The sequence below is a fragment of the Streptomyces sp. NPDC050423 genome (assembly GCF_040655445.1).
Taxonomy (GTDB): Bacteria; Actinomycetota; Actinomycetes; order Streptomycetales; family Streptomycetaceae; genus Streptomyces.
In genome coordinates this window covers 51,404-71,028 of the sequence record NZ_JBFAJY010000012.1, presented here as the reverse complement: position 1 = coordinate 71,028, position 19,625 = coordinate 51,404, and the positions used below count along the sequence as shown (strand labels likewise).

16 protein-coding genes and 1 pseudogene are annotated in these 19,625 nt (G+C 71.0%); 9 read left to right on the top strand and 8 right to left on the bottom strand.

The window, feature by feature from the left end; all coding sequences use genetic code 11:
• The first annotated feature begins 2 nt into the window (after positions 1-2).
• The 3 genes from pucL to AB0I52_RS11830 all read left to right on the top strand — a co-directional run bounded on the left by pucL (position 3) and on the right by AB0I52_RS11830 (position 4,353).
• Positions 3-926: a factor-independent urate hydroxylase gene (gene pucL, locus AB0I52_RS11840; protein ID WP_363071393.1), complete on the top strand. Its 924-nt coding sequence runs from the start codon at positions 3-5 to the stop codon at positions 924-926.
• Positions 927-1,277: 351 nt separating this feature from the next.
• Entirely contained in the window at positions 1,278-2,675 is a 1,398-nt protein-coding gene (locus AB0I52_RS11835) for an 8-oxoguanine deaminase (protein ID WP_363071391.1), read from the top strand.
• Between the two features lie 226 nt (positions 2,676-2,901).
• Positions 2,902-4,353 (top strand): nucleobase:cation symporter-2 family protein, encoded by a 1,452-nt coding sequence (locus AB0I52_RS11830; RefSeq protein WP_363071389.1) that lies wholly within the window; start codon positions 2,902-2,904, stop codon positions 4,351-4,353.
• Between the two features lie 78 nt (positions 4,354-4,431).
• Here the strand turns inward: AB0I52_RS11830 and AB0I52_RS11825 are convergent, their stop codons facing one another.
• From AB0I52_RS11825 to AB0I52_RS11815, 3 genes are all read right to left on the bottom strand, one after another.
• Positions 4,432-5,295 carry a chitosanase gene (locus AB0I52_RS11825; protein WP_363071387.1) on the bottom strand — a complete coding sequence of 288 codons (864 nt, stop codon included), beginning with the start codon at positions 5,293-5,295 and terminating at the stop codon, positions 4,432-4,434.
• 182 nt (positions 5,296-5,477) lie between these two features.
• On the bottom strand, positions 5,478-6,317 hold the full coding sequence (locus AB0I52_RS11820) for a chitosanase (protein ID WP_363071385.1): 840 nt from the start codon (positions 6,315-6,317) through the stop codon (positions 5,478-5,480).
• Positions 6,318-6,412: 95 nt separating this feature from the next.
• Positions 6,413-7,036, bottom strand: a complete 624-nt coding sequence (locus AB0I52_RS11815) for a TIGR03086 family metal-binding protein (protein ID WP_363071383.1) — start codon at positions 7,034-7,036, stop codon at positions 6,413-6,415.
• 170 nt (positions 7,037-7,206) lie between these two features.
• On the opposite strand from AB0I52_RS11815, the gene AB0I52_RS11810 reads away from it, so the two are divergent.
• The 3 genes and pseudogenes from AB0I52_RS11810 to AB0I52_RS11800 all read left to right on the top strand — a co-directional run bounded on the left by AB0I52_RS11810 (position 7,207) and on the right by AB0I52_RS11800 (position 11,652).
• A complete protein-coding gene (locus AB0I52_RS11810; RefSeq protein WP_363071381.1) occupies positions 7,207-8,187 on the top strand; it encodes a fibronectin type III domain-containing protein in 981 nt (326 codons plus the stop codon).
• Positions 8,188-8,500: 313 nt separating this feature from the next.
• Positions 8,501-9,205 (top strand): annotated as a pseudogene (locus AB0I52_RS11805) (YfcC family protein); the annotation flags it as partial.
• 158 nt (positions 9,206-9,363) lie between these two features.
• On the top strand, positions 9,364-11,652 hold the full coding sequence (locus tag AB0I52_RS11800) for a glycosyl hydrolase family 18 protein (RefSeq protein ID WP_363071379.1): 2,289 nt from the start codon (positions 9,364-9,366) through the stop codon (positions 11,650-11,652).
• 70 nt (positions 11,653-11,722) lie between these two features.
• Here AB0I52_RS11800 and aceB read toward each other — a convergent pair whose 3' ends face one another.
• Both aceB and AB0I52_RS11790 read right to left on the bottom strand, forming a co-directional pair.
• On the bottom strand, positions 11,723-13,342 hold the full coding sequence (aceB, locus tag AB0I52_RS11795) for a malate synthase A (RefSeq protein ID WP_363071377.1): 1,620 nt from the start codon (positions 13,340-13,342) through the stop codon (positions 11,723-11,725).
• 234 nt (positions 13,343-13,576) lie between these two features.
• Positions 13,577-14,200 (bottom strand): nucleotidyltransferase family protein, encoded by a 624-nt coding sequence (locus tag AB0I52_RS11790; protein WP_363071375.1) that lies wholly within the window; start codon positions 14,198-14,200, stop codon positions 13,577-13,579.
• Between the two features lie 218 nt (positions 14,201-14,418).
• On the opposite strand from AB0I52_RS11790, the gene AB0I52_RS11785 reads away from it, so the two are divergent.
• Positions 14,419-14,721 (top strand): DUF5955 family protein, encoded by a 303-nt coding sequence (locus tag AB0I52_RS11785; RefSeq protein ID WP_363071373.1) that lies wholly within the window; start codon positions 14,419-14,421, stop codon positions 14,719-14,721.
• Positions 14,722-14,769: 48 nt separating this feature from the next.
• On the opposite strand, the gene AB0I52_RS11780 is transcribed toward AB0I52_RS11785, so the two are convergent.
• Together AB0I52_RS11780 and AB0I52_RS11775 are read right to left on the bottom strand one after the other, a co-directional pair.
• Positions 14,770-15,402, bottom strand: coding sequence for a response regulator transcription factor (locus tag AB0I52_RS11780; protein WP_363071371.1), 633 nt, complete (start codon positions 15,400-15,402; stop codon positions 14,770-14,772).
• Positions 15,399-16,601 (bottom strand): sensor histidine kinase, encoded by a 1,203-nt coding sequence (locus AB0I52_RS11775; protein WP_363071369.1) that lies wholly within the window; start codon positions 16,599-16,601, stop codon positions 15,399-15,401. Before AB0I52_RS11775 ends, AB0I52_RS11780 begins: the two co-directional genes overlap by 4 nt.
• A gap of 110 nt (positions 16,602-16,711) precedes the next feature.
• Between AB0I52_RS11775 and AB0I52_RS11770 the strand changes: the two genes are divergently transcribed.
• A complete protein-coding gene (locus tag AB0I52_RS11770) occupies positions 16,712-17,803 on the top strand; it encodes an ABC transporter permease (RefSeq protein WP_363071367.1) in 1,092 nt (363 codons plus the stop codon).
• Positions 17,800-18,480 (top strand): ABC transporter ATP-binding protein, encoded by a 681-nt coding sequence (locus tag AB0I52_RS11765; RefSeq protein ID WP_363071365.1) that lies wholly within the window; start codon positions 17,800-17,802, stop codon positions 18,478-18,480. The genes AB0I52_RS11770 and AB0I52_RS11765 overlap by 4 nt, the downstream gene beginning before the upstream one ends.
• An 83-nt stretch (positions 18,481-18,563) precedes the next feature.
• Here the strand turns inward: AB0I52_RS11765 and AB0I52_RS11760 are convergent, their stop codons facing one another.
• Positions 18,564-19,367 (bottom strand): IclR family transcriptional regulator, encoded by an 804-nt coding sequence (locus AB0I52_RS11760; protein ID WP_363071364.1) that lies wholly within the window; start codon positions 19,365-19,367, stop codon positions 18,564-18,566.
• Between the last annotated feature and the right edge of the window lie 258 nt (positions 19,368-19,625).

Genomic DNA, 19,625 nt, shown 5'->3' with positions numbered 1-19,625 from the left:
ACATGCCCACGATTCTCGGCCAGAACCAGTACGGCAAAGCAGAGAACCGCGTCGTCAGGATCACGCGGGACGGCGACACCCACCACATCAAGGACCTGAACGTCTCCGTCGCCCTCTCCGGCGACATGGGCGACGTCCACTACTCCGGCTCCAACGCGAACGTCCTGCCGACCGACACCACCAAGAACACGGTGTTCGCGTTCGCCAAGGAGTACGGCATCGAGTCCGCCGAGCAGTTCGGCATCCACCTCGCCCGGCACTTCGTGTCGTCGCAGGAGCCGATCCAGACCGCCCGGATCCGGATCGAGGAGTACTCCTGGGAGCGCATCGAGACCTCCGGCGGCAACTCGCGGTTCATCGGCGCCGACGAGGTGAAGCACTCCTTCGTGCGCAAGGGCCAGGAGACCCGCACCGCCCAGATCACCTACGACGGTGAGAAGTGGGAGATCATCTCCGGCCTCAAGGAACTCACGGTGTTGAACTCGACCAACTCCGAGTTCTGGGGCTACGTCAAGGACAGGTACACGACGCTCAAGGAGGCGTACGACCGCGTCCTGGCCACCGATGTGTCCGCCCGGTGGCGGTACAACTGGACCAGCGACGAGGCTCGCATGCCGAACTGGGAGAAGTCCTACGAGCAGGCGCGCAAGCACATGCTCGAAGCCTTCGCGGAGACGTACTCCCTCTCTCTCCAGCAGACCCTGTACCAGATGGGTTCGCGCATCATCAACAGCCGCAGCGAGATCGACGAGATCCGCTTCTCGCTGCCGAACAACCACCACTTCCTGGTGGACCTGGAGCCGTTCGGCCTCAAGAACGACAATGAGGTCTACTTCGCGGCCGACCGTCCGTACGGGCTCATCGAGGCCACCGTGCTGCGGGACGGCGTCGAGCCGCGGATCCCGGTCGACATGACCAACCTCTGACGCGGCGCGGTGCTGGTCCCCGTCCGTCCACAGTGGACGGGGACCGGCCGGGCCGGAGGGAACTCCCATGGCACAGACCGCACTTGGGCCAGCGGTAGCAGAAGGTCCATTCTCCGGCCAGGCCCAGGCGGCTGAGGCTCTTCCCGCCGCTCGTCACCGGCGTCGTCATCACCCTCATCGGCGTCACCCTGATGCCGGTCCTCCGGCACCGGCACCGGCGCCGGAGCGGTCGTCGCGGGCCTGCTCAATCTCCTCTTCCACCATCTCGGCACCCACAGCCGCACGGCCGTGGCACTCAAATCCTCCTAGGGTCCTGCCGTGCCCACATCGCTGATGAGAGAAGGAAGCACCATGGCAGCACAGGCAGCGCCCGAGCGCGTGGAACGCATCGTCATCGAGAACTGTTCGATCGCCACCGTCGACGCCGACGACACCGAGTACGCCTCGGGCCATGTCGTCGTCGCGGGCAATCGCATCGAGTTTGTCGGCGCCGGCCGGGCGCCGGAGGGCCTGGAGAACGTCGTACGCCGGGTCGACGGCACGGGGCATCTCGTCACGCCCGGTCTGATCAACACGCACCACCACTTCTACCAGTGGATCACCCGCGGCCTGGCCACCGACCACAACCTCTTCGAGTGGCTGGTCGCGCTGTACCCGACCTGGGCGCGCATCGACGAGCCGATGGTCCGCGCCGCCGCGCAGGGCTCGCTCGCCATGATGGCCCGCGGCGGTGTCACCACCGCCATGGACCACCACTACGTGTACCCGCGGGGCTCCGGCGACCTGTCCGGTGCGATCATCGGCGCCGCCCGTGAGACCGGTGTTCGGTTCACCCTCGCCCGCGGCTCCATGGACCGCAGCGAGAAGGACGGCGGGCTGCCGCCGGACTTCGCCGTGGAGAGCCTCGAAGGCGCCCTGGCCGGCACCGAGGCGGTCATCGACGCGCACCACGACGCCTCCTTCGATGCGATGACCCAGATCGCCGTCGCACCCTGCTCCCCGTTCTCGGTGTCCACCGAACTGATGCGACAGGGAGCCGAGTTGGCCCGCCGCCGCGGTGTGCGGCTGCACACCCACGGCTCGGAGACCGTGGAGGAGGAGAAGTTCTGCCACGAGCTGTTCGGCATGGGCCCGACCGACTACTTCGAGTCGGCCGGCTGGCTCGGTGACGACGTGTGGATGGCGCACTGCGTCCACATGAACGACTCCGACATCGCCGCCTTCGCCCGCACCGGCACCGGCGTCGCGCACTGCCCGTCCTCCAACGCCCGCCTCGCCGCCGGCATCGCCCGGGTCCCGGACATGCTCGCCGCGGGCGTCCCGGTCGGCCTCGGCGTCGACGGCACCGCGTCCAACGAGTCCGGCGAGCTCCACACCGAACTGCGCAACGCCCTCCTCGTCAACCGCCTCGGCCCGCACCGCGAACGCGCCCTGAGTGCCCGCCAGGCGCTGCGCCTGGGCACGTACGGCGGCGCCCAGGTCCTCGGCCGGGCCGAGCAGATCGGCTCCCTGGAGCCCGGCAAGCTCGCCGACCTGGTCCTGTGGAAGCTGGACACCATCGCCCATGCCTCCATCGCCGACCCGGTCATCGCCCTGGTCCTCGGCGCCGCGGCCCCGGTCACCCTCTCCCTCGTCAACGGCAAGCCGGTCGTCGAGGGCAACCACCTGATCACCGTGGACGAGGACGCCATCGCCCGTGCCACCCGCGACGAGGCCCGCCGCCTCGCGCAGATCGCCGCCGGGGCCTGACGGCCCGGCGCCCCCGAACCGGCCGGCCGAGGGGGACGGCCCTCGACCGGCCGCCGTGGACCCGAGCGGGGCCCACGGCAACCGGTACGGGAGGCGCGCACCCAGACGTACGCGCCTCCCGTACCGCTGAACCGAGCTGCCCGCACCAGCTGCACGACCTGCACCAACGCACCACCTCCCTGATACCCGCGTCGCCGCAGACGTGTACCCGACCGGAGGAACCGCCATGGCAGCCACGCCCAGGTTTCGCAACGACGCAGACGCAGCACCCGACCCCGACGGCACGTCGGAGCCGGCCGCCCGGTCCGACGGCACTCATCCGGTCGACGAGACACTTCCCCCACTGAAGATGTTCACCAGCGGCCTCCAGCACGTGGCCGCGATGTACGCGGGTGTGGTGGCCCCACCCATGATCGTGGGCCCCGCCGTGGGCCTCAGCCCGAAGGAGACCGCCTTCCTGATGGGGGCGAGCCTGTTCACCGCGGGCATAGCCACCCTGCTCCAGACCATCGGCTTCTGGCGCGTCGGCGCCCGGCTGCCGTTCGTCAACGGCGTCTCGTTCGCCGGGGTGACGCCCATGGTGGCGATCGGCAAGGACCGGGGACACGACGGCATCGCCGTCATCTTCGGCGCGATCATCGTCGCGAGCCTTCTCGGCTTCGTCCTCGCCCCCTACTTCTGCAAGCTGGTCCGCTTCTTCCCGCCGGTCGTCACCGGCACGGTCATCACGCTGATCGGTGTCTCCCTGCTGCCGGTCGCCTTCAACTGGTCCCAGGGCGGCAACGCCACGGCCGACGACTACGGCTCCACCACCAACATCATCATGGCGGCGGGCACCCTGGTGATCGTCCTCGCGCTGAGGAAACTGCTCCGCGGCTTCCTCCAGCAGATCGCGATCCTGCTCGGACTCATCGCCGGCACACTCATCGCGATCCCGGTCGGCATCACCGACTTCGGGGCCATCAAGGACGCCGACGAGGTCGGCTTCCCCACCCCGTTCCACTTCGGCGCACCGCAGTTCGAGATCGCGGCGATCGTCTCGATGTGCATCGTCATGCTGGTCTGCATGACCGAGTCGACCGCGGACATGCTCGCCCTCGGCAAGATCGTCGACCGGCCGGCCGACGAGCGGACCATCGAGGGGGGCCTGCGCGCCGACACCCTGGGCAGCGCCATCAGCCCGCTGTTCAACGGCTTCATGTGCAGCGCCTTCGCCCAGAACATAGGGCTGGTCGCGATGACCAAGGTCCGCAGCCGCTTCGTCGTCGCCGCGGGCGGCGGCATCCTCATCCTGCTCGGCCTGTTCCCGGTGGCCGCCTCCGTCATCGCGCTGGTACCGCTGCCGGTGCTCGGCGGCGCCGGCATCGTGCTCTTCGGGTCGGTCGCCGCGAGCGGCATCCAGACCCTGGCGAGCGCCGCTCTGGAGAAGGGCGAGAACGCCCTGATCGTGGCCGCCGCCGTGGGCATTGGCCTGATACCGATCGCCGCGCCGGACTTCTACCACGCGTTCCCCGAGGACATGCTCGTCGTGCTCGACTCCGGGATATCCACCGGCTGCGTCGTGGCGATCGTCCTCAACCTGGCCTTCAACCACCTGGGCCGACGGCCGGACATCGAGGCGGACGCGGGGGAGGAGAACCTGGATCCGGTCAACGCGTCCCCGGTGGGCGTGCACTGACGATCCGTCACAGTACCGTGGCGCGTACGGCCCCGCCCGTGAGGGGGACCGTACGCGCCACAGCCGTGCCCGGGTCCGTCAGCCGATGTGGAAGCTGTCGCCGTACACCTTCCAGTCCAGCGGCGGGTCCAGGTTCAGGTTGCCGTTCTTCAGGAAGACCCGCTGGGCGGTGTCCACCCGGCTGGTGTCCGAGTGGGCCTCCTCCTGCTGCATGGCCCAGACCCGCGCGTCCAGGAAGGCGTTGAGGTAGGTGACCTCGTTGCCGCCCTGGGCCGGCGGCTTCGCCTTCGCGAGGGCCCGCTTGCGGATGCTGCTGAAGCTCGTGCTGTCGCCGCCGTCGCCGTGCATGACGATGGCGTCGTAGTACGCGAACTGGCCGAGTGTGCCCAGTCCGTCGCTCTTGCCCCGGCTGACCGCCGGGTCGAAGTACACCCGGTCGCGCTCGTCGTTCTGCGCCTGCTGGAACGCCGGATCGTCCGCCGCCGTCTCCCAGGCCCGGGTGAAGCCCGGGTCGAGCCCCTCGTGCGAGTCGGTGCCGTCCACCTCGCGCAGGGCCGGCAGATACTCCGCGAGCGGGTTGCCCGGATCCCGCTGTGTGTACAGCTCCACGAGGTCGAGCATGTCGCCCGTGCCGGAGCAGAAGCCGATGATGCCCGCGGTGTAGCCGCGGCCGTCGTCGATGTCCTCGATGTACCGGTACTGGGACTTCCAGTCCAGCGAGGAGTTCTCCGCGCTGGAGACCAGTTGCATGGCGATGTCCTTCTTCGCCGGATCGTCGAGCCCGGTCGCGGCAGCCTCCTGGTGGTGAACGGCCGGCGGCGCGGGAGCGGTGCCGGCGAAAGCGGTGGCGGGAACAGCCGTGAGCGTCAGCCCGAGTGCGAAGAGCGCGACACGCAGGGTACGGGTGTTGCGACGTGCGGTGCGCTTGTGGGGAGCGTTCACCAGTCCTCCAAAGGAGTTCGTCGTTCCGATTCGTCTGTTAGGAAGCTTTCCTATCAGAATCCCACGACTGCCGTACACCCCTGCGACACAGATGAGTTGGGAGCGGCCCGGGAAATACGGAAGGCCCCGGACCGGGCGCGCGGGTGCCTGGTCCGGGGCCACGGAACGCGGAGGCCGGCCGGCTAAGGACTCTCGATCCGGTAGCTGTCGCCGTACACCTTCCACCTCAGCGGCGTCTCCAGGCCGAGCCTGCCCTCGCGCACGAACACCCGCTGGGCCGTCTCGACCCTGCTGGTGTCGGTGTGTGAGGGCTCCTCGCGCATCGCCGCGACCCGGGCGTCCAGGAACGCGTCGAGATAGGTCACCTCGGCGCCGCCCCGCGAGGGGGTGCGGGCCTTCGCGAGCGCGTGCCGGCGCATCGTACGGAAGCCGACCGTGCCGTCCGCGTCGCCGGACCCGTGCATCACGTAGGCGTCGTAGTAGATGAACTGGCCCAGCGCGCCGAGCCCGTCCGCCTTGGCCTGCCTGACCGCGGGGCCGAAGTACGACGCGTCCCGCTCGGCGTCCTGCGCCGACCGGAAGGCCGCGTCGCCGGCCGCGTTCGCCCATGCCCGGGTGAACGGGCGGCCGAGCCCGGTGTGCGCGTCGGTGCCCTCCACCGTCCGCAGCGCCGGCCCGAACCGCTCCAACGGGTTTCCGGGCCGGGCCTTCGCGTACCGCTCGACGACGCGTCGCATGTCGCCGGTGCCGGAGCAGAAGCCGATGATGCCCGCGGTGTAGCCGCGGCCGTCGTCGATGTCCTCGATGTACTTGTACTGGGACTTCCAGTCCAGCGAGGAGTTCTCCGCGCTGGAGACCAGTTGCATGGCGATGTCCTTCTTCGCCGGATCCTCCAGGCCTGCTGCCGCGGGCCCCTTGCCGTACGCGGTGTCCGGTCCGGCCGCCGAACATCCGCAGAGCACGGCCGCGGCCATGACGAGGGCGGCGGCCGATGAGATCAGGGAACGTGTGCTGAGCTTCACCGCTCCAGCCTGCCAGGCCGCGGGAGTGATCCTCGCCCCTGCACGGAGTTCTCCCTCCGCTGGTCGGGCGGCTGATCGCCCCCGCGGCGCGGCTGTCAGCCGCCGGGCTGCCAGTCGGGGCGCCGGCCGCTCCGGGCGACCGCGCGGTCCAGCAACGGCGCGTCGTCCGGCACCGGGACCGGCGGCCCGAACGGCGAGCCGGCCGGCGGGCTGTCGCCCAGGGCGGCCAGCAGTGCCAGCGTGGAGTGCAGATGCGCCTCCTCGGCCCGGAACGGCTGCCCGGTCGACCTCGCCAGGTCCCAGCCGTGCAGCACCAGCTCGTTCAGCCCGACCATGCCCGCCACCTCGCCCGGCAGGTCCACGCTGCCCGCCCGGCTCATGCCCTGCCAGGCGTCGGGGGAGCGCCAGGCGGTGACCATGGCGTCCAGCGCCTCGGGCAGCGTGCCGCGCCAGTCGTCCGCCGGCACCATCTCCGCCAGCGAGGGCGCCGTGTCGGTCGTCGGCCCCAGCTCCTTGCGCGCGGCATCGCGGAAGGCCACGGCGAGCCCGCCGATGTGGGCGAGCAGGGCGCTCACCGTGACACCGGGACACGGGGTCGGCGCGGACAGCCAGGTGTCATCGACCGCGTCGAGCAGCGCGGTGATCTGCCGGGCCGCGGGTTCCAGATCCTGCGGGGGAGCGTTCTTCGTCTCGTTGTCCGTCTTCGTCTTGTCGTCCATACAGTGCAGACTCCCCGCGTGCCCCGAACTCATCGCCCGCCGACACGGCCCAGGTCCGGGCGCGGTGCACACCGGTACATTGCGGAACGTTCCGCTCCGTCCCCTTGTCGACGCCCCCCACACCGTGCGATACAGGTCTGGACCATTGCTGCCGGACGGAAGGCAAGACCGTGCAACGCCCCCACGCACCCGCCGCGTTGGCCTGCTCAGCCGCCCTGCTCCTCGCCGCGCTCACCGCCTGCGGCGGGTCCGGCGACGATCCCGACACCAGCAGCCCGACGGCGCCGCGCGGGGTGACCGTGCAGGCCGGTAGCGCCACCTCAGCGCATGTGATGTGGGAGGCGGCCACCGACGACAAGGCCGTCACCGCGTACGAGATCTACCGCAAGGGCAAGAAGGTCAAGACCGTCCCGGCAGTCAGGGTGATGATCGACGTCGACGGGCTGACCGCCTCCACCGCCTACACCTTCACCGTCCGCGCCCGCGACGCCGCCGGGAACCTCTCCGCGCCGAGCGCCCCCGCGTCCGTCACCACGCCCGCCCCGACCCCCGCCGACCACGAGGCACCGACCCGGCCGGTGAAGCTGCGCGGCAAGGCCGACGGCAGCCGGGCCGCCACCCTGTCCTGGGGCGGCTCCACGGACGACGTCGGCGTCACCTCGTACGACATCTACCAGGAGGGCTCGCGCATCCACAGCGTGCCCGGCACACAGACCACCGCGCGGCTGACCGGGCTGCGGCCCGGCACGATTTACACCTTCACCGTCCGCGCCCGCGACGCCGCCGACACCTCGTCGAAGGACAGTGACGCCTTCGACCTCACCACCGCTTCCGCCCCCGGCGCACCCGCCGCCACCGCCCCCACCGACCTACGGATCACCAGCACCGCCCAGGGCGAGGAGTACGCCGTCGACCTGGACTGGAAGCAGCCCGTGACCGGCGGCGAGATCCCGGCCTACCAGCTCTACCTGGACGGCCGGCTGACCACCACGATCGTCTGGGGAGGCAAACCGCCCACGGGCCGGGCGAGCTACCGGCTCACCGTCAGCGACCCGCGCGGCACCCGCTACGCGATGAAGATCCGCGCCAAGCTCCCGGACGGCAAGTGGGGGGACTTCTCCGCCTCGCGGACGGTGGTGCTCGGCGGCTGACCGGCCCTCAGGCGTGCGGGGGCCGCCCCCTGTGATCCATTTGATCCCGGAACCTCATTGACCGACTCCACGAGGAACAGGGGATGGGCGATGGATCTCGGCTCCCGCGTCGACACGCTGATGGACGGCCTCACCGCGGACCTGGAGCGGCTCACCGCCATCCCGTCCGTCGCGTTCCCCGGCTTTCCCGCCGAGCCCGTGGACGTACAGCCCCCCGGCGACGCGAGCCTGTGGCTCTCACCGCCCTTCGGACCCACCCCCGTGGAGGGCGGGCTGCGCGCCCGGGGCATCGCGGACGACAAGGCGCGACCTGGGGATCGGGCGCCTCGCCCACCGCCTGCGCGACCGCGGCGCACTGCTCATCGCGGGCGTGATGCTGGTCTTCTCGCTGCTGGGCACGGTCGAGGGCTTCGCCGAGGAGACCCTCGGCTTCTACGGGCTGATCGTCCCGCTGATGCTCGCCCTCGGCTACGACCGCATGGTCGCCACCGGCACGATCATCCTCGGCGCGGGAGTCGGCGTGCTCTGCTCCACGGTCAACCCGTTCGCCACCGGGGTCGCCTCCGCCGCCGGCTTCATCTCGCCCGCGCTGGTCATCGTGCTGGCCCGCGGGGTCACCGTCATCATGAACAACTCCCGGATCACCGACACCGTCCTGCACTCCATCGAGGGCCTGGTGTCCGGCACCTCCTCCGCGGTGTTCGCCGTCGTCGTGTTCGTCGTCAACCTCCCGCTGGCCTTCCTCATCCCGTCCACCTCCGGCCACGCGACCCTGGCCATGCCGATCCTGGCCCCGCCGGCCGACTTCGCGGGCGTCTCGCGGGCGGTCGTCGTCACGGCCTGGCAGGCGGCGAGCGGCTGGATGAACCTGTGGGTGCCCACGACGGCGGTCACGATCGGCGGGGTGGCGCCGGCCAAGGCTGGATACGACAGGTACCTGCGCTTCGTCTGGCCGCTGCTCGCCGTCCTGGCCGTGCTGATCTGCGGGTTCGTCGCGCTGGGTGCGGTGTGGACGTGACCGCGGGGCCGGCGTGCGGACGGCCGGCGAACCGTAAGTGGTCTGTACCTATTGACGAGTTGGTTTAGACCAATTAGTTTCCCCTGTGCTCCATGGAACGAAGGACACCCGCTCCCCCCTGAGGACCCCCTCACAGGTCCCTGCCACAAGGGAGAACCATGTTCGAGCACATACCCCTCAGACGGAGATCGGTGACCGCGCTGGTCGCCGCCCTCGGACTCCTACTCGCCCTGCTGTCCCTCCAGGCCACCCCCGCACACGCGGCGGGCAAGCTGACCGCCACCTTCACCTCGGCAGACAACGGCTCCTGGTGGATGGGGACATACGTCCTGCACAACGACACCGACACGGCCGTCACCGGCTGGAGCCTCGAATTCGACCTGCCGGCCGGGGTCGCGATCGACACCTCCTACAACGGCACCGTCACCACCCTGGGCAGCCACATCACCGCGGTCAACGCCCACTACAACGGCACGGTCGCCGCACACGGCACCACAGAGCCGTACAGCTTCTGGTTCGTCGCCACCGGGCCGATCACCGCACCCACCGGCTGCCGGATCAACGGCGACAAGTGCGACGGCTCCGCGGACGCCCCGCCGGGCGCCCCCGGCACGCCGAAGCAGACCGATGTCACCGCCCGCACCGCCTCGCTGTCCTGGACGGCCGCCACCGCGGGGGACTTCCCCGTGGCCTCGTACGACGTCCTGGCGGGCGGCAAGGTGGTGGGTTCGGCCACCGCGACGACCTCCGCCACGGTCACCGGTCTGACGCCCGCCACCGCCTACTCCTTCACCGTCCGGGCCAAGGACACCCGGGGCAACACCTCCGCCGAGAGCGCCCCGCTGGCCGTCACCACCGTCGACCCGGCCACCGACGCCTCCCCGCCGACGGCCCCCGGCGCACTCCACTCCACCGCGACCGACTCCTCGTCCGTCACCCTGGCCTGGACCGCCTCCACGGACAACCGACGCGTCGCCGCGTACGACATCTACCGGGGCACCACCCTGGCCACCACGGTCTCCGGCACCACGACCACGGCGACCATCGGCGGGCTGTCCCCCTCGACCTCGTACACCTTCACGGTCAAGGCCCGCGACCCGGCGGACAACTCCTCGCCGGCCAGTAACACCCTCACGGTGAAGACCGACGACATCGTCGGCGCAGGCAACTACGCGAAGGTCGGCTACTTCGTCCAGTGGGGCATCTACGGCCGCCAGTACTTCGTGAAGAACCTCCAGGACTCCAGGGCCGCCGACAAGCTCGACATCGTCAACTACGCCTTCGCCAACATCGATCCCAACAACCTCACCTGCCTGAACGGCGTCACCAAGGGCACCACAGCCGACCCCGAGGACCCGGAGCAGGGCACCGGCGCCGGTGACGCCGACGCCGACTACACCCGCCCGTTCAGCGCCGCCCAGTCGGTGGACGGTGTCGCGGACGACGGCTGGGGCAAACTGCGCGGAAACTTCAACCAGTTGAAGAAGCTGAAGAAGCTCCACCCGGACCTGAAGATCGTGGTCTCGCTCGGCGGCTGGACGTACTCGAAGTACTTCTCCGACGTGGCGGCCACCGACGCGGCCCGCAAGAAGTTCGTCTCCTCCTGCATCGACATGTACATCAAGGGCAACCTGCCCGAGTACGGCGGCGCGGGCGGACCCGGCACCGCGGCCGGCATCTTCGACGGCTTCGACATCGACTGGGAGTGGCCCGGCACCGGCACCGGGCACCCCGGCAACCACTACTCGCCCGACGACAAGGACAACCTCACCCTGCTGCTCGCCGAGTTCCGCAAGCAGCTGGACGCGCTCGGCGGCGGCCACCGCCTCCTCACCGCCTTCACCCCCGCCGACCCGCAGAAGATCGGCGACGGCTGGGACCTGGGCAAGGTCTTCGACTCCCTCGACGTGGCCAACGTCCAGGGCTACGACTTCCACGGCTCGGGCAGCGACAACTCCTGGGAACCGAACCGCACCGGCCACCAGGCCAACCTCTACACCGACGACCAGGACCCGTACGACTTCCACTTCAGCGCGGACGCCGCGATCAAGGCGTACACGGACGCGGGCGTCGAACCCTGCAAGCTGACCCTGGGCATCCCGTTCTACGGCCGGGGCTGGCAGAACGTCACCGACGGCGGTGCGGCGGGCGAGTGGCAGTCCGCGGGCGGAGCCGCCCCGGGCCAGTTCGCCGAGGAGGCCGGCACCCGCGGATACGCCAACCTCATCGGCGCCTACCCGACGATGACGGTCCATCACGACGAGCAGTCCGTGTCCACGTACGGCTACACCGGGAACCAGTGGTGGTCCTTCGACGACACCTGGTCCATCGGCAAGAAGACGGCCTATGTGAAGGACGAGGGGCTGCTGGGCGTCATGGTCTGGGAGATGTCGGGTGACACCCCGCAGGGGACGCTGCTGGGCGCGCTCGATTCCGGGCTGAAGTAGGGCCCGCCAGGACAGGGCTTCGCCCCGGTGCCGCACGGCACCGGGGCGAAGGCGTGCGCGGGAGCCGGACTCAGCGCAGCTGCTCGTACGCGGGCAGTGTCAGGAAGTCCGCGTAGTCCTGGTCCAGGGAGACCTGGAGCAGCAGGTCGTGGGCCTGCTGCCACTTGCCGGCCGCGAAGGCCTCGTCGCCGGTCTCGGCGCGGATCGCGGCCAGTTCCTCGGCCGCGATCTTGCGGGCCAGCTCCGCCGTGGCGTGCTCGCCGTTCTCGAAGACCACGTCGGCGTTGATCCACTGCCAGATCTGCGAGCGCGAGATCTCGGCGGTGGCCGCGTCCTCCATCAGGTTGAAGATGGCGACCGCGCCCATGCCGCGCAGCCAGGCCTCGATGTAGCGGATGCCGACCGCTACGGCGTTGCGCAGGCCGTCGTAGGTGGGCTTGGCGTGCAGGGTGTCGATGGCGATCAGATCGCCGGCGGCCACCGAGACGTCCTCGCGCAGGCGCTCCTTCTGGTTCGGCTTCTCGCCGAGGACCGCGTCGAAGGAGGCCATGGCGATCGGGACCAGGTCGGGGTGGGCGACCCAGGAGCCGTCGAAGCCGTCGCCGGCCTCGCGGTCCTTGTCGGCCTTGACCTTCTCGAAGGCGACCTTGTTGACCTCGGCGTCACGGCGGGACGGGATGAAGGCCGCCATGCCGCCGATCGCGTGGGCGCCACGCTTGTGGCAGGTGCGGACGAGGAGTTCGGTGTACGCCCGCATGAACGGGGCGGTCATCGTCACCGCGTTGCGGTCCGGCAGGACGAACTTGGAGCCGCCGTCACGGAAGTTCTTGATGATGGAGAAGAGGTAGTCCCAGCGGCCCGCGTTCAGCCCGGAGGCGTGGTCGCGCAGCTCGTAGAGGATCTCCTCCATCTCGTACGCGGCGGTGATCGTCTCGATCAGGACCGTCGCGCGGACGGTGCCCTGCGGGATGCCGGTGTAGTCCTGGGCGAAGACGAAGATGTCGTTCCAGAGGCGGGCCTCCAGGTGCGACTCCGTCTTCGGCAGGTAGAAGTACGGGCCCTTGCCGAGGTCGATGAGGCGCTGCGCGTTGTGGAAGAAGTAGAGGCCGAAGTCGACCAGCGCGCCGGGCACCGGGGTGCCGTCGAGCTGGAGGTGGCGCTCGTCCAGGTGCCAGCCGCGGGGGCGGGTGACGACGGTCGCGAGCTCGTCGGCGGGCTTCAGGGCGTACGACTTGCCGGACTTCGGGTCCGTGAAGTCGATCGCGCGGTGGTAGGCGTCGATCAGGTTGAGCTGGCCGAGGATGACGTTCTCCCACGTGGGGGCGGACGCGTCCTCGAAGTCGGCGAGCCAGACCCTGGCGCCCGAGTTCAGGGCGTTGATGGTCATCTTGCGGTCGGTCGGACCGGTGATCTCCACCCGGCGGTCGTTCAGCGCGGCGGGGGCCGGGGCGACCTTCCAGGAGTCGTCCGCGCGGACCGCCGCGGTCTCCGGCAGGAAGTCCAGGGTGGAGGTGCGGGCGATCTCGGCACGGCGCTCGCCGCGGCGGGCGAGCAGCTCGTCACGGCGTGGGGTGAACCGGCGGTGCAGCTCGGCCACGAACGCGAGAGCCGCGGGGGTGAGGACCTCGTCCTGCCGGGGCAGGGGCTCGGCATCGACGATGGCCAGCGAGGACGGCGCTGGTGCGGACATGAGCTGTCACTCCTTCAGCGGGCGGTGCGGACGGCGTCTCACGGCCGCCGGGCCGCCTGAAACGGCACGGCGTGCCATGGCTCCGGGATACGGCCGTGGCCGCCGTCTGAGGTGCAGAGGGCTTCTGACCAGTGGATAGTAGTTTCCTCATGGTGGAAGTTCAATGGTTTGTTGATGTCGAGATTCTCCGGGTCGACAGAAGTGGGCCCCTGCTGGCGCAGCGTGCCAGTGTGTTCACTCAAGGTGGGACAGATCCTCCGCCGTGTCGATGTCGTACGCCTGAGCCACATCGGAACACTCGACGAGCGTGATCGCATCGCGGTGCGCCCGCAGATAGGCGCGCGCCCCCTGGTCGCCCACCGCACCCGCCGCGATGTCCTCCCACAGATCTGCCCCGAACAGCACCGGATGGCCGCGTTCCCCCGCGTACGAGGCCGCCGCGAGGCTCGTCCGGGAGCGGTACGCCGACCGGACCCGCGCCACCGCCTCCGCGCCGATGCCGGGCTGGTCGACCAGCAGGACGACCACCGCGTCCGCGCCCGTGCCGGCGAGGGCGCCGAGGCCCGCGCGCAGCGAGGAGCCCATGCCCCCGGTCCACTCCGGGTTGACGGTCACGGTGCAGCCGGGCAGCTCCGCCCCGGCCCGCACCTCGTCGGCCGCCGCGCCGAGCACCACATGGACCGGGCCGCAGCCGCCGTCCCGCAGGGTGCGCACCGCGTGGTCGGCGAGGAGGCGGCCGCGGTGTTCGAGGAGTGCCTTGGGGCGGCCGCCCAGCCGGCGCCCGCCGCCCGCGGCCAGGAGCAGCCCGGCGACGACCGGGGCGACGGACGGGGGGGAGGGAAGCGGAGTGCTTGTCATGCGGCCTGGATACCTCAGACGGGCGGTTCCCGCACAGGCGGACCGTTTCTGCAACCGGCTGTGATCACCCGGGACACACCGAGTTCCGTCCGCGGAGTGGCGCCCGGCACCTTTCATGGCGTTAACTTGCCCGCACCCCCGGACACTTGACCACGGTTCGGGACTCGGTCGAAACACCGGCACAAGGATGTGCGAGGGGGAGTGCTTTGTTGAAAAGCGTGGGGCAGGCTCGGGTGACCAGCAGCGATGAGGACCCGAGGGTGACGGAATTGCGTACGGCCGTCTCCCGGCTCCGGAGGGAGCTGGCCGGACATCCCGCGGAGTTCCCGGACCGGGCGATCGCCGAGGACGAGCTGGCGGCGCTGGACGCGATGGCGGTCAGCGGCACGCCCGAGATTCCGCGGCTCCGCCGGTCGCTGCTGCTGATCGCGGGGGCGATCGGCTCGGTCAGCGCACTGGCGTCGGCGCTCAGGGACGTACGGGTCGCCGTGGACCTCTTCGGAGAACCGCCGCGCCGCTGAACCCGAGCGGCCGGCTGCCGGCTCGCGCGCCCGGGGGAGGGCCGCGGTTCAGCGGCGGATGAGCCTTCGGGCCGTCGCCGCCGCGACCGCGGCCGTACGCGAGTCGACGCCCAGCTTGGCGTAGATGTGCACCAGATGGGACTTCACCGTCGCCTGGCTCAGGAACAGCTTCTTGCTGATCTGCAGGTTGGACAGGCCCTCGCCCACCAGTTGGAGAACCTCCAGCTCGCGCTTGGTGAGGGCCTCCGCGGGGGTCCTCATCCGGTCCATCAGCCGGTGCGCGACGGCCGGGGCGAGAGCGGACCGGCCGGCCGCCGCCGTACGGACCGCGGCGGCCAGTTCCTCGGGCGGGGCGTCCTTCAGCAGATAGCCGGCGGCGCCCGCCTCGACCGCGGCGAGGATGTCGGCGTCCGTGTCGTACGTGGTGAGGATCAGCACCCGGGGCGCGTCCGGCACCGCGGTGATCGCGGCGGTGGCCTCGGAGCCGTGCAGACCCGCACCGAACTGCAGGTCCATCAGGACGACGTCGAACTCGCCGGTCGCGGCCAGGGTGACGGCCTGCTCGGCGGTGGCGGCCTCGGCGGCGACATGGAAGTCCGGCTCGGTGTCCAGGACGGCCCGCAGCCCGGCCCGGACCACCGGGTGGTCGTCGGCGAGCAGCAGTCTGATCGGTGTGGTCATGCGGAGTCCTGTCCGTTCGGGCCGGCGGGGAGCGGCAGGGTGAGGGCGACGGCCGTGCCCTGGCCGGGCGCCGACTCGACGCTCAGCGTGCCGCCCAGGGAGCGGGCCCGGGACCGCATGGCGGGCAGCCCGAAGCCACCGGTGCCGCTGCCGCCGGCCGGGACGGAGTCCGGTGCGAATCCGTGGCCGTCGTCGACGACGTCGAGCGACACCGAGGTGTCCATGAAGCTCAGTGTGATCTCGGCCCGCCGCGCCTCGGCGTGCCGCACGGTGTTGGCCAGCGCCGACTGCGCGGTACGCAGCAGCGCCACCTCGTACGGGGTGGGCAGCTCGACCGGGGTGCCGCTGACGGCGAACTGCACCGTGAGGGCGGAGTCCGTGGTGCGGGCCGAGAGCCGTTCCAGGGCGGCGGCGAGGGAGCCGTTCTCCAGGTCGGGCGGGGTCAGGGCGCGGACGAAGCGGCGGGCCTCGGCGAGATTGTCCTGGGCGGCCTCGCGGGCCTGACGGACATGGGGGGCGGCGGGCGCGTCCGGCTCCAGGGTGCGTTCGGCGGCGCGCAGCAGCAGCTGAATGCTGGAGAGACCCTGCGCGAGCGTGTCGTGGATCTCCCGTGCCAGCCGTTCGCGTTCGGCGAGCGTGCCGGCGGTGCGTTCGGCCGCCGCCAGATCCGCCCGGGTCGAGACGAGCTCCTCGATGAGTTCGCGGCGCCGCTCGCTCTCCCGGAACAGCGTGTCGTACCCGAGCACCGTGGCCACGGCCACCGCCGCGCCGAGCAGCGGGCCGATGAAGGTGCCGGGCGTGACCGCCTGCCCGTGCACCAGGAAACTGGTGATGGCGGCGGCGGCGGTGACCACGACCGCGGGCAGGCCCCAGCGCATCGGCAGCAGATGCAGCTGGAGGAAGTACAGCGGGAAGGCCAGCCACAGCCCGTCCGGCGAGAGGGCCAGCAGCACCAGCCAGAGTGCCCCGAGGACGGCGAGCCAGCACGCCCCCGCCCGGGTCCCCGGCTGTACGACAGGGGCGAGCGCACCCGCCGCGTACACCGCGGCCAGCACGCAGGACGCCACGACGACGGCGGTGGCGTGCGGATCCCCGTCGCTCACGGCCTTGACGGCCGCCAGCGCCAGCAGTCCCAGCAGCAGGGCGTGCAGACACAGCCGCAGCGCGGCGGCGACCGGGGGGTGCACACGTGTTTCCATGATTCGTCCAGCGTAGGCGCGGGCTGCCCGGGGCCGGTCAACCGAAAGGTTGATGTCGGGCCCAGCCTGCGTGCGATGTTTCTCCGGCCGCGCGGACCGACGCTTGAGTCATGTTCGTTGCATGGAGAGATCTTCGGTTCGCCAAGGGCCGGTTCGCGCTCATGGGCACGGTCGTGGTGCTGATCACGCTGCTCGTGGGTCTGCTGTCCGGTCTCACGGCCGGACTGGCCCGGGAGAACACCTCGGCCGTCACGGGGCTGAGCGCCGACCACCTGGCGTTCGCCGCCCCGCCCGACGGCCAGTCGGTGTCCTTCACCAATTCCACCGTCAAGGAGTCCGCCTGGCAGAGCTGGGCGGGGCAGCCCGGCGTCGAGAAGGCCCAGCCGCTCGGCATCCGCACGCTCAACGCCGCCGCGGTGGCGGGGGAGCGAACGGCGGCCGTCTCGGCGTTCGGCGTCGAGCCGGACGGCGGCCTCGCCCCCTCCGGCACTCCGGTGGGACCCGGAAAGGTCGTGCTCTCCGCGCAGGCCGCCGATGACCTCTCCGTCAGGACCGGTGACCGGCTGCGCCTCGGCGGCGACGAGGTCACCGTCGCCGCGGTCGCCGGCGACGCCTCGTACAGCCACACGCCGGTCGTGTGGACCGCGCTGGCCGACTGGCAGCGGTTCGGGGCCGACGGCTCGGGCGGCGCGGCCAACGCCACCGTGGTCGCCCTGACCACCACCGACGGCGCCGATCTGGCGGCGGGCGACCGCGCGGCCGGCACCAGCACGCTCACCCTGGACGGCTCCCTCACCGCCATCGGCTCCTACCAGGCCGAGAACGGTTCGCTCCAGTTGATGCGGGGCTTCCTCTTCGCCATCTCCGCCCTGGTCATCGGCGCCTTCTTCACCGTCTGGACGATCCAGCGCAGCGGCGACGTCGCCGTCCTCAAGGCGCTCGGCGCCTCCACCCCCTATCTGCTCCGGGACGCACTCGGCCAGGCCGTGGTGATGCTCGCCATCGGTACGGGGATCGGCACCGCCCTCGCCTCCGGCATCGGCGCCCTGGTCAGCGGCGGGGCGGTGCCCTTCGTCCTGGAGGCGTCGACCGTCCTCGTCCCGGCCGCCGTCATGATCGCCCTCGGCGCAGTCGGGGCGGCCCTGTCCATCCGGCGGATCACCGCCGTAGACCCGCTCACCGCACTCGGGAGTGCCCGATGACCCTCACGCTCACCGACGTCACGCTCACCTACCCCGACGGCGACGGGCGGCTCACCGCCCTGGACCGGGTCGGACTCGACGTGCCCGCGGGCACCCTCACCGCGGTCGTCGGCCCCTCGGGCTCGGGCAAGTCGAGCCTGCTGGCCGTGGCCGCCACCCTGGTCACCCCGGACGAGGGCACCGTCGTCGTCGCCGGGACGGACACCGTGGGACTCAGCCGCGCCGACAAGGCGGAGCTGCGCCGCGAGCGGATCGGCATCGTCTTCCAGCAGCCCAACCTGCTGCCGTCCCTGACCGCGGCCGAGCAGCTCCAGGTCATGGCGCACCTGTCGGGCCGCGCGGCCCGGACCGCCCGGACCCGGGCGCTGGAACTGCTCGACGCGGTCGGTCTCGCCGACAAGGCCGACCGCAGGCCGCACCAGCTCTCGGGCGGCCAGCGCCAGCGGATCAACATCGCGCGGGCCCTGATGAACGACCCGGCGGTGCTCCTCGTCGACGAACCGACCAGCGCACTGGACCACGAACGGGGGGCGGCCGTGCTGGACCTGCTCGTCACGCTGACCCGGGAGCGGTCCACGGCGACCGTCATGGTCACCCACGACAGGAACCACCTGGACCGGATGGACATGACGGTCACGATGCAGGACGGCCGACTGACCGCCCCGGCGCTCACCTAGGCCGGCGGTGCGCCGCTACCGCGGAGGGGTGGCCCAGAGCTTTCGAGCTCCGGGCCACCCCTCCGTCGTGCGGGCAAGCCGTGTCAGCCGGACGTCGTCTCACTGCTGGCCAGCGCCTCGGAGAGCTCCCTGGCGGCCTGCTGGAGGATCGGCACGATCCGCTCGGTGGCCGCCTCGGTCACCCGGCCCGCCGGCCCCGAGATCGAGATCGCGGCCGAGGTGGGCGAGTTGGGTACCGGGACCGCGAGGCAGCGGACCCCTATCTCCTGCTCGTTGTCGTCCACCGCGTAACCGGCCCTGCGGACCTGGTCCAGCGCCTCCAGGAAGCCGTCGGGAGTGGTGATCGTCTTCTCGGTGGCGGCCGGCATCCCGGTGCGCGCGAGCAGCGCCCGTACCTCCTCCGGCGGGGTGTGCGCGAGCAGCGCCTTGCCGACGCCCGTGGAGTGCGGCAGCACCCGCCGGCCCACCTCGGTGAACATGCGCATCGAGTGCTTGGACGGCACCTGCGCCACGTACACGATCTCGTCGCCGTCGAGCAGCGCCATGTTCGCGGTCTCGCCGGTCTCCTCGACCAGCCGTGCGAGATACGGGCGCGCCCAGGTGCCGAGCAGCCGTGAGGCGGACTCGCCGAGCCGGATCAGCCGCGGGCCGAGCGCATAGCGCCGGTTGGGCTGCTGGCGCACGTATCCGCAGACCACGAGCGTGCGCATCAGCCGGTGAATGGTGGGCAGCGGGAGTCCGCTGCTCGCGGAGAGCTCACTCAGACCGACCTCGCCCCCGGCATCGGCCATCCGCTCCAGCAGATCGAAGGCGCGCTCAAGTGACTGCACACCCCCGCTGGATCCGGCGGGCTTGGAGTCGGATGTGCTGGCGTGGGACGGCGGCACGTCAACGGTCCTTTCGAAGCGGAAGAGCAAGGCAGCAGCCTACCGGGCGCTTCCCGGTCGGCCCACTGTTCCAGGGCGGGGTCCTGGCCGGTCAGGGCCCGTTTGTCCGGGTGTCCGCCGGTGGCCCGGAGGTTCCGCGACACCGCGTCCGGCATATTCTACATTCCACTCTCCGAAATCAGTCTTTTGCTTTGTGGAAATCTCCAGCCGATGTCCCGGGTGGTCCGCCGGGTGGGCGACGCGGGAAACGGGGTCTTG

Bases quoted from the DNA above. Each gene is read 5' to 3' on its own strand.
- pucL (WP_363071393.1), top strand. From the start codon at position 3: ATGCCCACGATTCTCGGCCAGAACCAGTACGGCAAAGCAGAGAACCGC.
- AB0I52_RS11835 (WP_363071391.1), top strand. From the start codon at position 1,278: ATGGCAGCACAGGCAGCGCCCGAGCGCGTGGAACGCATCGTCATCGAG.
- AB0I52_RS11830 (WP_363071389.1), top strand. From the start codon at position 2,902: ATGGCAGCCACGCCCAGGTTTCGCAACGACGCAGACGCAGCACCCGAC.
- AB0I52_RS11815 (WP_363071383.1), bottom strand. From the start codon at position 7,036: ATGGACGACAAGACGAAGACGGACAACGAGACGAAGAACGCTCCCCCG.
- AB0I52_RS11800 (WP_363071379.1), top strand. From the start codon at position 9,364: ATGTTCGAGCACATACCCCTCAGACGGAGATCGGTGACCGCGCTGGTC.
- aceB (WP_363071377.1), bottom strand. From the start codon at position 13,342: ATGTCCGCACCAGCGCCGTCCTCGCTGGCCATCGTCGATGCCGAGCCC.
- AB0I52_RS11790 (WP_363071375.1), bottom strand. From the start codon at position 14,200: ATGACAAGCACTCCGCTTCCCTCCCCCCCGTCCGTCGCCCCGGTCGTC.
- AB0I52_RS11780 (WP_363071371.1), bottom strand. From the start codon at position 15,402: ATGACCACACCGATCAGACTGCTGCTCGCCGACGACCACCCGGTGGTC.
- AB0I52_RS11775 (WP_363071369.1), bottom strand. From the start codon at position 16,601: ATGGAAACACGTGTGCACCCCCCGGTCGCCGCCGCGCTGCGGCTGTGT.
- AB0I52_RS11770 (WP_363071367.1), top strand. From the start codon at position 16,712: ATGTTCGTTGCATGGAGAGATCTTCGGTTCGCCAAGGGCCGGTTCGCG.
- AB0I52_RS11765 (WP_363071365.1), top strand. From the start codon at position 17,800: ATGACCCTCACGCTCACCGACGTCACGCTCACCTACCCCGACGGCGAC.